The sequence below is a fragment of the Polaribacter sp. Hel1_33_96 genome (assembly GCF_002846595.1).
In the GTDB taxonomy this organism is placed as follows: domain Bacteria; phylum Bacteroidota; class Bacteroidia; order Flavobacteriales; family Flavobacteriaceae; genus Polaribacter.
Map to the genome: position 1 here is coordinate 1,840,841 of NZ_PJMV01000001.1, position 14,887 is coordinate 1,855,727.

Genomic DNA, 14,887 nt, shown 5'->3' on the forward strand with positions numbered 1-14,887 from the left:
TACATGTGCTTCCTTTACATAAAGCTAGTGTAGATTTTCCTACCTTATTAACCATTATATATTTACACTTTATGTTGGTTTTGCCATGTTAAAGGTTCGAGTCTGATGATAATAATAATTATTTTAATGTTGGTAAGTTATATTCCAGAAATATCAATGTTTTAATAAGATTATTTAATTTATAAATTTAAAATCTAATTATTTTTAATATGAAAAAAGTAGTAACATTTGGGGAAATCATGTTGCGCTTAGCTCCTCAAGGATTTTTAAGATTTTCGCAAGCGTCAAGTTTTGATGTCATATACGGAGGAGGAGAGTCTAATGTAGCAGTTTCACTAGCAAATTACGGAGTAGATGTAGATTTTGTAACACGTTTACCGAAAAATGATATCGGTGAAAGTGCAATGATGGAAATGCGTAAAAGAGGTGTTGGGGTTGATAAAATTATTTGGGGTGGCAATCGCCTCGGAATATATTTTTTAGAGACAGGTGCTGTGTCTAGAGGATCTAAGGTGGTGTATGACAGAGCACATTCTGCTATTGCTGAAATAGAATCAGGAATGATCGATTGGGATGCCGTTTTTGATGGTGTAGAATGGTTTCATTGGACAGGAATTACACCTGCAATATCTCAAGGAGCTGCAGATGTTTGTTTAGAAGCCGTTAAAATTGCAAGCGCAAAAGGAATTACAATTTCTACAGATTTAAATTATAGAGCTAAACTTTGGAAGTATTGTGATGATGCACATAGAGAAAAAATAATGACAGAAATTACATCTTATTGCGATATCATTTTAGGAAATGAAGAGGATGCAGAAAAGCATTTTGGTATTCATCCAGAAGGGTTAGATGTGCACAAACATGGGCATGATATTAAAGCAGAAGCATTTTTATCTGTTTGTAAGCAAATGATAAAAAAATTCCCAAGCGCAAAAAAAGTAATTACAACATTAAGAGGTTCTATTTCTGCATCTCATAATACTTGGGCTGGTGTTTTATACGATGGAAAAAAAATGTTCTATACTCGCCAATATCAAATTACAGATATTGTGGATAGAGTTGGAGGAGGAGATTCTTTTATGGGAGGTTTAATATATGGATTACTTAAATATCCAGAAGATAACCAAAATGCACTTGATTTTGCAGTAGCAGCCTCTTGTTTAAAGCATACTATTAAAGGAGATGCCAACTTAGTAACGATTGAAGAAGTAGAAAAATTAATGGAAGGTGATGCCTCTGGACGCGTAGCACGATAAACAAAATACAATGGCACAATACACACGAATAGAAGTAGCACAAGTGATGAAAAGTACAGGGTTAGTCCCATTATTTTTTCATAAAGATATAGAATTAAGTAAGAACATTTTAAAAGCTTGCTACGACGGAGGAGCCAGGTTATTGGAATTTACAGCACGAGGAGATTTTGCTCATGAGATCTTTGGAGAACTTACCAAATATGTAATAAAGGAATTACCAGGAATGATACTAGGTGTTGGCTCTATAACCGATGCGGCAGCAGCATCTTTATATATGTCATTGGGTGCTAATTTTATTGTAACCCCCGTATTACGAGAAGATATTGCCATTGTTTGTAACCGCCGAAAAGTATTATGGTCTGCAGGTTGTGGCTCATTAACAGAAATAGCCAATGCAGAAGAATTGGGTTGTGAGATAGTAAAATTATTCCCGGGAGATACTTATGGGCCAAACTTCATAAAAGCTATTAAAGGTCCTCAACCTTGGACCAATATTATGCCAACAGGTGGCGTGTCAACAACAAAGGAAAATCTAAAAGGATGGTTTGATGCTGGTGTTACTTGTGTAGGTGTGGGGTCTAAACTGATTTCAAAGGACATTATTCAAAACAAAGATTTTGATAAACTAAAACAAATAGTTCAGGAAACATTACAAATCATTAAAATGCTTCAACCATTAGAAAAATAGTTAGCTGTTTATGGTCGTTGTTATTTTTTATTTAATAGCATGTAAATATCCATCAGAAGACATAATATATGCTCTTCCTTTATATAAAGCTGGTGCAGATTCTTCTACCTTATTACCCATTTTATATTTCCATTTTATGTTGGTTGTGCCATCAATATTCCCTTCACTGTCAACACAGTAAAAATATGGGTCTGCAATATTTGAGAAATATACATTACCTTTTTCACCAATAACAGGACTGCTTAATCCTGCACCTAATTGTGTCCAATTCAAATCACCAGTTTTTGCATCTATACAATACACAACTGCTTCTATACAAACGCCACCTAAACCCAGACCATGCCAACAAGACATATACACTTTTCCATCGTGAACAGCTGGTGTAATATTAAAAATGTTATTACCATCTTTAAACTCCCAAATCAATTTCCCGGTTTTTAAATCGAGGCATTTATTTTTTAAATACACTTTGCCATCTTTTATGACAGCTACACCAGAATCTGTACCTCCTCCATTATATTTCCAAAGTAATTCTCCAGTTTTTTTATTAAACGCTTTTAAATAATCGTCCCAACTTCCAAAAATAACGATATTTCCTTCTACTGCTGGTTCACTACAAACTGAACGTGAAAATGGTTTTTTCCAAATCATAGCTCCAGTATTTGAATCTAAAGCCCAGGCATAACCATCTATTCCTGGGATATAAACCATATTATCAGAACAAGTAGCAGAACCCCAAACCCAATCTACATTTTGTTTCCAAATGAGTTTACCTGTTTTTGCATCCAAGCAGTAAAAATCATCTTCACCTCCTTGTTGACCTACATAAATTTTACCTTGATAATAAGTTGGTGCTCCAGAAATAGATGCTCCAATTTCATGTTTCCAAATTTCTTTTCCTGTTTTAGCATCTAAAGCATAAATAAACCTTGAGGGAGAACCTACAAAAACCATATCATCTGCGGCTGTTGGTTTAGATTGGTAATATGCACCTCCTGCAATTTGATCAGAAAATATTCTTGTATTATCTTTTACAAAACTATCTATGGTGCTAATTTTCCAAATTTTATCACCTTTTGTATTGTAACAATGCGTGTATAAATCAGAATCATTAATGACAATTTTATCATCTTTTATGCTTAAATCAGCAAAAATAGGATGATGACTAATTTGTGTTTTAAACAATTCTTTGGATTTGTTTTTATGAAATTCTACACCATATAAAGTACCTTTCATTGTAGCAAAAAAGAATTTATTTTCTGATGCAACTGGAGCTGAACGAATCCAATCATCTGCCTTTTTATTGATTAAAACTTTACCAGTTTTAATATCAAAAACATAGAAATGTTTGTCTGCACTACCTACAGCTACTTTTCCGTTTGCAACATAAGGTGCAGAAAAATGCTTGAAAGCGTTAGTTTCAATTATATCTACTTTATGCTTCCAAATTAATTTACCAGTTCTTTTATTAAGGCAGTAAAAAACACCATCATTTGCCCCAAACAAAACAAAGTTTCCACTGGTAATTACTTTATCATTTATAGCTCCTTCTGCTCTAAACATCCAATTAGGCTTGGGCCTATTGTGCAATCTTTCATCAGCTTTCCAAGCATATAAATACCCTTCTGCAGTTCCTTGATATGCCCAATTTTCTTTATCTAAATGAGGTTCTGAAAACGTGTAACCAATATACATTTCATATAACTTTTGACCTGTTTTTATATTCTTGGCGATCATCCTGTCAAAAGCTTGTGTTAAAGGGGGTGTTGTATGAATATCTTGCACACCAAAAGGGTAAACAACTACATCATTATTAGCAGCAAAAGGAGCATGACCAGCTCTATAATCTACATGACCAACTTCAATTTCTTTAGTAATTTCCCCTGTTTTTTTATCAACCAAAACCACGTCTTTTGTTGGGCCTTTGTTCCCTCTTGCACCCATTTCTCTATACATAATATAATTTTCTAAAATAACTGGACTTGACTGGTTATTAGGAGCGTGGTATAATTGATCACCCATAATTTCTATTTCTTGTTGGGTTTTCCAAATTGTTTTTCCTGTATTTAAATCTAAACAATACAACTTGGTTCTAATTCCTGGTGATGAGATATACACACGACTTCCTTCTATAGCTGGTTTTGATTCCCAAGCTAAACCAATAGGGAATTTCCAAGCTTTCTCACCTTTTGTTGGTCCAAAAGCACCTGTATAACCAGATAAACCCTCATTTCCTTTGTATGATGTCCAAGGAATTTCTTTTTGTTTGTTGTAGTTTAAAGGATTTAGATTACTGGTAAAATCTGTTGATTTTCGAGTATTAGCAATCGCTTGATATTTTTCTAAAATAGCATAACCAGCATCAATAATTAAACAAACTTTTTGCATTTGCTTGTCTGAAAATTGTTGTGGTTTATTTCCACTCCAAAGATTATTCCATCTTGTTACTTTGTTTAACCTATTATCAATAGCAACATACTCTTTTAAAGGAATGCCTTGTTGTTGCAACATAGCAGCCCATAACTTCATTTTTATAGCTCTTAATTTAAAGGTTTTTCTTTGTGTAATATTAGAAGTTATTTCTTTTCGAATCTCATCTAATTCCAAATCACCACTCGAGTTTTCAATAATTCCTTGAGCAGATATTTCTACAATAAGCAATAAAAATATAATTAGTTTAAAATTCTTCATTAACAAAAAAATTAATTTACTTTACCGTTTGCATAAGGCACAGGTTTTGATTTTTTACCCCATTTTGTAGGTTTAGCACACATTGTAAATTCTAATATCCCACCTCTAACAATATCTTCATGTTTAACCCATACCTCGTTATATGGTTGTCCATTTAACTGTACAGATTTAATATAGATATTTTTATCTCCATAATTTTTTACTCTTACACTAAATATTTTGCCATTTTCTAAATTTAAAGTTGCTTCTTCAACCAGAGGAGAACCAAATACATAAATTCCACCAGCAGGATTTACAGGATAAAAGCCTAAAGCACTAAACACATACCAAGCAGACATTTGGCCAGCATCTTCATTACCAATATATCCATCTGGTGCAGCTTTATAAAAATCTTTATCTATTTGATGAATTAGTTTTTGTGTTTTATGAGATTGTCCAACATAATTATACAAATACGCTACGTGATGACAAGGTTCATTTCCGTGTGCATAATCGCCAATAAAACCAGAAACATCACCAACTTTAGAATCTTGTTCTGGTAAAGTAAAAAGTTTGTCTAACTTTTTACTCATCGCTTTTTTACCTCCTAATAAATCTGCTAAACCGTATACATCGTGGGGCACAAACCATAAATATTGCCACGCATTTCCTTCTGTATAATCTCTATCATGAAAATCTTCTCTGTGATACGCTCTTGGATTAAAAGGTTCTATAAATTTTTCATTATTAAGTTTTGCCCGAAAAAATTTAGAATTATCATCCCAAACATTATTAAAGGATTGTGCTCTTTTTAAAAAAGTATCTGTGGTTTTTTTATCACCTAATTTATCAGAAAATAAAGCTACAGCCCAATCATCATAAGCGTGTTCTAATGTTACAGAAACGCCTGTTCTTACCAAATCATTTGGATGGTATCCTTTTTTAAGATAGTGTTGTTGTCCATAATAAGAGGGGTAAATATTTCTGTGTGCTGTACTATCTATTCCGGGTTGATTGGCGCTTATTACCATTGATTTTAGCAAATCTTTTGCATCCTCTTTTATCAATCCTTTAGAATAGGCATCAGCAATAACAGGCAATGCATGTAAGCCAATCATACACGTATTTTCGTTTTGATACATAGACCACATAGGCAACATTTTACGTGGATTTTCTTTTTGAAAATTAAGCATTGTACTCACAATGTCTTTTGTTCTTTCTGGATGAATAATTGTAAAAAGTGGGTGTGCTGCTCTAAAAGTATCCCATAAAGAAAACATGGTGTAATGTGTAAAATCTTTGGTTTTATGAACCTCTTGATCCATACCCCTATATTCTCCATTTACATCATGGTTTATAGTAGGATGTATGTTATTATGATACAAAGCAGCATAAAATTTAGCTTCTATATCTGGCGTTGCTTTTACCTCTATTTTATGGAGTTGTTGCTCCCATTTTTGACTAGCTTCTTTTTTAATTTTGGTAAAATTCCAATGAGGAATTTCAGTTTCTAAATTCTCTAAAGCATTTTTCATTGATACAGAAGAAATTGCAATTTTTACCATTATTTCTTCATTCTCTTCAGTCTTAAAATTGAAAAATGTTTTAATTTTTGGAGCAGAATAATCTACCATATCCCAAAGGAACTTTTTCTTTTTATTAAAAACCAATCCTCTAGGATCATATATTACATTAGATATAAATGGTTTTGAAAATTTGATAGCAAAATACAATTGTCTATTTGCTGCCCAAACTGAACTTGTTACTCTATAACCAGTAACAGTTTGGGTATCTTTAATTTGAATATAAGCCTGTTTTACGCCACTTCCTCCGCCTTTTATATGGTGCACCAAATCTAATAAAACATGTGATTTGTCAGATTTCGGAAAGGTGTATTTATGAAAACCTACACGTTCTGTAGCTGTCATTTCTGCGTTGATGTTATCATCTAGCAAACGAACTTGATAATAACCAGGAGTTGCTTTTTCATCAGTATGAGAAAAGCGTGAACGATAACCAGCATCGGGGTTTTCATGAGTTCCTGGGTCTACTTTTATTTTTCCTACTGTTGGCATTAGAAGTAAATCACCACCTTCTATTAAGCCTGTACCACTTAAATGTACTTGACTAAAACCTAAAATATTTTTTGCATCATAATGATAACCACCAGCAGCATCCCACCCTTGGGTTTCCCAATCTGGACCTACGGCAACTGCACCAAAAGGAACCATTGCATGTGGAAAAGTATGTCCGTGACCGCCTGTACCAATAAATACATTTACTTTATCGGCTAATTTATTTTGTGAATATGCTGTTAGATGATTGAAAACAATCAAAAGAATTAGCAAACTTGCATACATACTTTTTTTCATCAGTTTATGATTTGATTATCAAATATAATGAATATATTACACGTGTAATAAAAGTTGTTATTTTATTAATTAAATTGCGAAATATGATTTTCAAAAAACTTAATATTAGTATTTTAAACAAAATATTGTTTTCATTTTTTCTAGTTATTTTAAACTCTTATTACCTCTCTGCCCAAAAAAATAATTTTTCGTACTTTAAGTTATGTGTAACCAATAAAAAAAATGAAGTTTTATTAGTAAAATACAATGGCATTTGGGAGTTAGCTGGGAAAAAATATGTTGACCCTAGAACTATTTCTGAATTTACAGGTTTTATGGCAGATGAATTGGGTATAAAGTTCAAAGATTTACGTTTACGTGGTTTATTTACTTTTTATTATAATAAAGGTACATACCCAATATTATTTAATTATTACAGTGCAAAATACAAATCAGGTGAATTAAAAATTCCCCCAGGATGTACAGATATAGCTTGGTTTCCAATAAAAAGAGCTATTAAAATTATCCCTTTTGAAACGATGAAAGCTATTTTAACAAAAATGTATCAGAAAAAAAGATATGTTTGGGGTGCTTCCATCAGAATTTTTAAAAAACCAAATTCACTTGTAAATACGATAAAAATGGAGGAAGATTTTTATCCGCTTTCTAAATAATTTTAGTTGGAAGGTTTTATAATTTCATTATACACGTTTTCATTTTTATCAAAACAACCAGAAAACTGAACAACGGCTTTTTTATTTTCAATAAAAATTGGACAATCGCTCATATAATTTCTAAATCTACCTCCTATTACAGAAACGGTTAACTTTTTATCTGTGTTACAGATTCTACAGTAATAAATACATTATTTTGATCTGTAATTTTAAAGACACTTCCAACCGGTTGATTCTTTATTGAGTGTTTTGTTCCTCTAGAAGTTGGTCCGTGAACACCAATTAGAGATAAATTATTTCTTAAAATAATACCACCATTTATATGATAAGGTTCTTCAGACGGTTCCAAACAAAAAGAAGCGCCTTTTAATGAAGCCCAAAATAATTGCGAACTTGTTAACTATATAGTAAGAGAATTATTTTTTTCCTAAACTTAATTCGCTGGCTCAACTCTGTAACGTCTTTTAATTCTGATGTCTGTCATTTCTTTTAATTCTTCATCAGACAAATCCATTTTATTTTCTTTTTTAAGCGATGCTAATCGGGTTTTTAAAGTTGCAATCAACGCACTGTTTTCTTTAGTGTCGTAGATGTTATTGGTCTCATTAGGATCTTTTTCTAAATCGAATAATTCCCATTCATCCATATCATAATAGTAATGTATTAATTTATACCTGTCTGTTCTAATGCCATAATGCGGCTGCACATTATGCCAATAAGGATACTCGTAATAATGGTAATACACTGCGTCTCTAAAAGGGGCCGTTGTGGTGTTTTCTAACACAGGGACAAAGCTTTTTCCTTGCATATCATTTGGAGTTTCGACGCCCGCTAAACTTAACAGGGTAGGCGCATAATCAACATTTAGGATTAAATCGTTGTTGACACTTCCTGCTTTTATTTTTTTAGGATATTTTATCAATAAAGGCATGTGCATTGATTCTTCGTACATAAAACGCTTGTCAAACCATCCGTGTTCACCTAAGTAAAACCCTTGATCTGAAGTATATACAATGATTGTGTTTTCTGCTAAACCACTTACTTCTAAATGATTTAACATCTCACCAATTGCATCATCAACGCCTTTTACAACCCGTAAATAATCTTTTACATAACGCTGGTATTTCCAGTTTTTACGTTCTTGATCTGTCATCTTTGGATCAGGAGTCCAGAATTCTCCATCGTTATTTCCGTATTTGTTCCAAGCAATTAATTCTTCCTCCGTTAATCCTGATGGTGGTTTAATTTTCACATCCTTTCTATTCATATGCCCATCAATTCGCATCCAAGAATTTTTAGCGGCTTTTCTGCCTTTATAATCATCATTAAAAGTTGTAGGATAAGGCAAAGTAACATCACTTAAATAATTTTCATAACCAGGTCCTGGATCCCAAGGTCTGTGTGGTGCTTTAAATTGATACATCAACATAAAAGGTTTTGTATCGTCTTTTCTGTTTTTCAACCAATTAATAGCATCGTCTTTAATAACGGTTGTAGAAAATTTTCCTTTCTCCTCAACAATACTATCATTTGCCATTTCAAAAACAGGATCAAAATAAGAACCTTGTCCTTCTTTGTTAAACAGTACTTTATAGTAATCGAAACCCGTTGGTGCGGTTCCTAAATGCCATTTTCCAATTACAGCAGTTTCGTAACCTGCTTTTTGCAATAGCTTTGGAAACGTTTGTTGTGCGCCATTAAAATCGCCACCACCTTCATTTTTAAAAAATCCATTGACGTGCGCATATTTCCCTGTTAAGATCGATGCTCTTGAGGGTCCACAAATAGAATTGGTACAAAACATATTATTAAAACGCATACCATCATTTGCTATTCTATCAATATTTGGAGTGGGTGCAACTTCAGACAGAAAACCCTTGTAAGCACTAATGGCAGCCAACGCGTGGTCATCCGTCATTATAAAAAGAATGTTTGGCTTTTGTGAAACTTCCACTTTTTTTTCAGTTTTACAGCTAAAAAAAGACATCAATAAAACTAATATTATACTATATTTTTTCATAATTAATTCTTTTATTTAAAGTTTGATTACTTTCTTTAATGCGATGTTTTCACTCGACTTACCAATTAATATTTCAAATTCTCCAGATTCTAATTTCCAATCTTTAGAAACGCTATCCCAAAAGGCAAAAGCACTCTTTGTAAGATTAAATTCGATTGTTTTTTTCTCCCCTTTCTTAAGATATATTTTCTTAAATTCTTTTAACTCTTTTAAAGGTCTATCCGCAGAAGATTCTATATCTCTAACATAAAGTTGAACTACATCTGCACCATCAAATGAACCTGTGTTTTCTATATTTACGGAAACTTTTGTACTGCTTTTCTTTTTACTTACTTTTAGTTTAGAGTATTTAAAATTGGTATAACTTAAGCCGTGACCAAATGGAAATAAAGTTTCTTTTTTAAATTTATCAAAATATCGATAACCTACATAAAGCCCTTCTTTATATTCGTTTCCGTCTCCTCTAGAATGAAAATCTTTTGGATATTGTTCTAACGATTTAGGAAATGTTATGGTAAGTTTAGCACTTGGGTTTACTTTACCAAACAATACATCTACCAATCCATTACCTCCTTGTTCCCCAGGATACCAGGCCATTAAAACTGAAGACACATTTGGCAACCAATTTCTCATATCTATTGCACCGCCTGCAATAATTGTAACTACCGTATTTTTATTAATTTTAGCAATTTCGTTAATTAAGTTTTCTTGAGCTGGAAATAATCTTAAATGATTTCTATCTCCAGCTTCTCTTTCTCCCATATGACCAGAAAGACCTACTGTTAAAATAACAGCATCTGCTTCTTTTGCTATCTTTTTTGCTTGTTCTAACCAAGCTACATTTTCATAATCCCAACCTAAACGAAAATCTGCACGAGGACCACTCTTTGCATATTCTGCTCTAATTTTGTATTGATTCCCAGCTTCCAATTCAATAGAACCCATACCATTCCAATCTAACCAATTTCCATTTTTATTGGAAGCAATTAATTTATCATTTATAAATAGTTTTGCACTACCAGCAGAGTTTCTAACACTAAAAGTATAATTTCTAGTTGCTGGAGCCGTTAAAATCCCAGACCATTGTGCAGAGAATCTAGATAAATCATCTTTTTCATTTCCAGCCTCTGGGATATCTAATTCTTTGGTCCAAACTTTAGATACAACCAAATCAATTTCTCTTTTAACTTCTTTACGGTTTTTAGAATTATTATTAAAGTAGGTTGCTAATAACCCTGGTTTACCATTTGGTGTTTTAATATACTTAACAGGTATAATTCCACAACCAGATTCTGCATAACTTCCCGGAGAATAAGTGACCTTAACATCTTTTTCTACGTTGTTTTTAATTCCTTGAAAAGGCGTTATCATTAAATGCTCTTTAACTTCTACAAAAGCACTTCCTCCACCTTGTAATAAATGCGGATTATATTGGCCATTGTTATAATGAATACCATAATTACCATTAGGACCAATTACTGCTATTTTTTTAATTTTATCAGCATTAAATGGTAGTACCTGAGCATCATTTTTTAATAAAACCATACTTTTTGCTGATGCTTCTCTGGCTATTTTTAAATGTTTTTTATTGTGTAATATAGATTTATCTAAAGATGGTTTTGTATCAAAAGCACCAGACCAAAACATACCTCTTAACAAATTCCCTGTCATTTTATTAATAGTTTGTTCTGTTACTTCTCCATTTTCTACAGCTTTTATTAATTTTTTACCATACCAGCGTTCTCTTGGCATTTCCATATCTAAACCTGCATTTGCAGAATTAGCTGTAGAATGTGTACCAGACCAATCTGATAAAACAAACCCTTTAAAACCCCAATCTTCTCGTAATATTTTATTTAATAAAAAAGGGTTTTCGCAACTGTAAATATCATTTACTTTATTGTATGCACCCATAACACTCCAAGCACCACCTTCTTGTATTGCTTTTTTAAATCCTGGTAAATATATTTCTCGCAAAGTGCGCTCATTTACAATAATATTTAGCTTGTGTCTATTAAATTCTTGATTATTACAAACATAATGTTTCAAGTTTGCCATTATTTTTTGGCTTTGTAAACCTAAAGTATACGCTTTGGCAACTTCTCCGTTTAAAAAAGGATCTTCTGTAAAATATTCGAAACTCCTACCTCCTCTTGGATCTCTTATAATATTCATTGCAGGCCCTGCATTTGCTTGTCCGCCAGAAGCTTTCATTTCTGACGCCATTGCAGCGTTTATTTCTTGTATTAAAGGTCTATCCCAAGTACTAGCTTGTGCAATGGAAACAGGAAAATACGTTCCCATTTCTTTAGCTTCATTGGGTCCAAACCAACCTTTAAAGGCATAAGGACCATGTTCTATTTTAAACCCAGGAATGTTTAAACGCTTTATCCCTTCTGAGCCAATAACACCTTTTGCAGGAATTTTATCTCCTGTTACTAATTCAACTTTTTCTTCTAAAGTCATTCTAAGCAACAAATCGTTAATTCGTTCTTCTATTTTTAACTCTGAATTTTGATACGGTAATTTTTCTTGTGCTTTTATGGAATTAGTTATGATGAATAAAAAAATAACCATCATTATTTTTGTTAACATACGCATCTCTTTATCGCTTAACATTAATTATTTTCTTTAAAATAATATCTCTGCTAGACTTACCAATTAATATTTCAAATTCTCCAGGCTCTAATTTCCAATCTTTAGAAACGCTATCCCAAAAAGCAAAAGCTCTTTCTGTAAGTTTAAATTCTATTGTCTTTTTGTCTCCTTTTTTAAGATATATTTTCTTAAAAGCTTTTAATTCTTTTATAGGTCTATCGACTGAAGATTTTAAATCTCTTACATAAAGTTGAATAACATCTGCACCATCAGAGTTTCCTATATTTTCTATTTTTACACAGACGTTGGTTGTGTTCTTTTTGGTACTAACTTTTAATTTTGAATATTTAAAATCTGTATAACTCAAACCGTGTCCGAAAGGAAATAAAACCTCTTTTTTATATTTATCAAAATATCTATAACCTACATAAATATCTTCTTTATATTCTATTTCACTATCATAAGAATAAAAATTAGCAGGGTATTGGCTATACGATTTCGGGAATGTTATTGGCAGTTTTCCAGAAGGATTTACTTTGCCAAAAATAACATCAAAAATAGCGTTTCCACCTTGTTCTCCTGGATACCAAACATCTAAAATAGCAGGTACATTATCTAACCAACTATTCATAGTTACAGCGCTTCCTGCAACTAAAACTACAGCAAGATTTTTGTTTATTTTTGATATTTCGTTAATTAAATTTTGTTGTGCTTCTGGCAAGGCTAATGTTCTTCTGTCTCCAGCTTCTGTTTCGCCAACTTTAGCACTTAACCCAACTGTTAAAACAACAGCATCAGCATTTTTGGCTGCTATTTTTGCTCTTTCTAGGTATTGAATATTTTCATAGTCCCAACCAATTCTTAAATTTGAAATATGACCACCAAAACTAGCGTACTTTACTTCTAGTTCATATTCTTTTCCTTTTTCTAATTTAATGTTACCTGTATTATTCCAATCAATTCTGCTTCCTTTTTTATTTTCTGCAATCAATTTTCCATCAATAAAAATCTTTGCGCTACCAGCTTCATTTCTAACTTCAAAAGAATAATCTCTTGTAGCTGGTACTTTTAATGTTGATTTAAATGCTACAGAAAATTTATATTTATCATTATTCTTAGCAGTACCAGCTTCAGGAATTTCTAATCCTCTTCCCCAATTATAAGCTAATTTTTTGTTTACTTCTTTTTTTAAAGGTGCACCTTTAAAACCAACATTATTATAATATGAAGACTCAATACCTTCTTTATTATCTACTGAAAGATATTTGGTTGGTATTAAACCGTAACCAGACTCTGCATAACAACCAGGTTCGTAAATAACTTTAACATCTTTTGTTATATTATTTTTAATCCCTAGAAAAGGAGTGATTACATTCTGTTGTTTAGAGACTATTTTTGCACTTCCTCCTCCTTGAAACAACCCTATATCATATTTACCATTATTAAAATGTTCACCATAATTTCCATTTGGGCCAATTACAGCAATATTTTTAATTTTATTAAGATTAAAAGGAAGTGTATTATTTTCGTTTTTTAGTAAAACCATTGCCTCAGATGAAGCTGATCTTGCCATTTCTAAATGCGGTTTAGAACGTACAATATTTTTATCATACATTGGGCCTTGGTCAAAAGCACCACTCCAAAAAACAACGCGCAACACATTTTTAACCATAGTGTTAAGCACATCTTCACTTACTTTATTATCTTTTACAGCTTTTAACAATTTATCTCCATACCATCTAGGTCTTGGCATTTCTACATCTAAACCATTATTTGCAGAAGCAACAGTAGATTGTGTTCCAGACCAATCTGAAAGAACGAAACCTCTAAAACCCCATTCTTTTCTTAAAACTTGATTTAAAGTAAAATCGTTTTCGCAACTATGTACGCCATTTACTTTATTGTAAGCGCCCATAATAATTTTGGCATCAGCATCTTTTATGGCAGTTTCAAATCCTGGAAAATAAATTTCTCTTAACGCTCTTTCACTAACCTGAACATCTACTTTGTGTCTATTTAATTCTTGATTGTTAACGATATAGTGTTTTAGTATTGCTGCAATTTTTTCGCTTTGAATTCCTTTTGTGTAAGCCGCTGCTATTTGTCCGTTTAAAAAAGGATCTTCTGTAAAATACTCAAAACTTCTACCTGTTCTTGGGTCTCTAATAATATTCATTGCAGGACCCGCATTAGACATTGCACCTACAGCATTCATTTCTTTCCCTATTGCAGATGTAATTTGTTTTACTTTATCTATATCCCAAGTTGCAGCCATCGCAATAGAAACAGGGAAATAAGTACCTGCATCTAAAGTGATGCCTCCATTTTTATTTCTTCTTCTCATTTTCATACCAAAAGGACCGTGGGCAATTACAAAATCAGGAATTGATAATCTTTCAATGCCATTAATAGATTCTTGATTATTGCTTAAAACACCTCCTGTGACATAATTAACTTTTTCTTCTAAAGTCATTCTAGGCAACAAATCGTTGATTCGTTCTTCTATTTTTAACTCTGAATTATGATACGGTAATTTTTCTTGTGCTTTTATGGAATTAATTTGTAGTATTAAAAAAGAAAACACAATGCATACTGTAAGTTTATTACTAATTATTTTCATTTAGTTTGTT

The 14,887-nt window shown here is 32.2% G+C and carries 9 protein-coding genes; 3 read left to right on the top strand and 6 right to left on the bottom strand.

Annotated features, from left to right (window positions below; translation table 11 throughout):
- The first annotated feature begins 209 nt into the window (after positions 1-209).
- Together ATE90_RS08135 and ATE90_RS08140 are read left to right on the top strand one after the other, a co-directional pair.
- Complete coding sequence (locus tag ATE90_RS08135; RefSeq protein ID WP_036785270.1) at positions 210-1,256, top strand: sugar kinase; 1,047 nt, start codon at positions 210-212, stop codon at positions 1,254-1,256.
- Between the two features lie 10 nt (positions 1,257-1,266).
- On the top strand, positions 1,267-1,944 hold the full coding sequence (locus ATE90_RS08140; protein WP_036785267.1) for a bifunctional 4-hydroxy-2-oxoglutarate aldolase/2-dehydro-3-deoxy-phosphogluconate aldolase: 678 nt from the start codon (positions 1,267-1,269) through the stop codon (positions 1,942-1,944).
- Between the two features lie 27 nt (positions 1,945-1,971).
- Here ATE90_RS08140 and ATE90_RS08145 read toward each other — a convergent pair whose 3' ends face one another.
- Together ATE90_RS08145 and ATE90_RS08150 are read right to left on the bottom strand one after the other, a co-directional pair.
- Positions 1,972-4,635 (bottom strand): outer membrane protein assembly factor BamB family protein, encoded by a 2,664-nt coding sequence (locus ATE90_RS08145; RefSeq protein WP_101451221.1) that lies wholly within the window; start codon positions 4,633-4,635, stop codon positions 1,972-1,974.
- An 11-nt stretch (positions 4,636-4,646) separates the two neighbouring features.
- Positions 4,647-6,986 carry a GH92 family glycosyl hydrolase gene (locus tag ATE90_RS08150; RefSeq protein WP_052107524.1) on the bottom strand — a complete coding sequence of 780 codons (2,340 nt, stop codon included), beginning with the start codon at positions 6,984-6,986 and terminating at the stop codon, positions 4,647-4,649.
- 83 nt (positions 6,987-7,069) lie between these two features.
- Between ATE90_RS08150 and ATE90_RS08155 the strand changes: the two genes are divergently transcribed.
- Positions 7,070-7,639: an NUDIX hydrolase gene (locus tag ATE90_RS08155; RefSeq protein ID WP_143741111.1), complete on the top strand. Its 570-nt coding sequence runs from the start codon at positions 7,070-7,072 to the stop codon at positions 7,637-7,639.
- A gap of 148 nt (positions 7,640-7,787) precedes the next feature.
- Here the strand turns inward: ATE90_RS08155 and ATE90_RS08160 are convergent, their stop codons facing one another.
- The 4 genes from ATE90_RS08160 to ATE90_RS08175 all read right to left on the bottom strand — a co-directional run bounded on the left by ATE90_RS08160 (position 7,788) and on the right by ATE90_RS08175 (position 14,877).
- The gene (locus ATE90_RS08160; protein ID WP_101451223.1) at positions 7,788-7,988 is read right to left on the bottom strand and encodes a hypothetical protein; all 201 of its coding nucleotides are present in this window, start codon (positions 7,986-7,988) and stop codon (positions 7,788-7,790) included.
- Positions 7,989-8,072: 84 nt separating this feature from the next.
- Positions 8,073-9,659, bottom strand: coding sequence for a sulfatase family protein (locus ATE90_RS08165; protein WP_081958151.1), 1,587 nt, complete (start codon positions 9,657-9,659; stop codon positions 8,073-8,075).
- A gap of 15 nt (positions 9,660-9,674) precedes the next feature.
- Positions 9,675-12,278, bottom strand: coding sequence for a beta-glucosidase (locus ATE90_RS08170; protein ID WP_101451225.1), 2,604 nt, complete (start codon positions 12,276-12,278; stop codon positions 9,675-9,677).
- The gene (locus ATE90_RS08175; protein WP_101451227.1) at positions 12,265-14,877 is read right to left on the bottom strand and encodes a beta-glucosidase; all 2,613 of its coding nucleotides are present in this window, start codon (positions 14,875-14,877) and stop codon (positions 12,265-12,267) included. The genes ATE90_RS08170 and ATE90_RS08175 overlap by 14 nt, the downstream gene beginning before the upstream one ends.
- Positions 14,878-14,887: the final 10 nt, after the last annotated feature.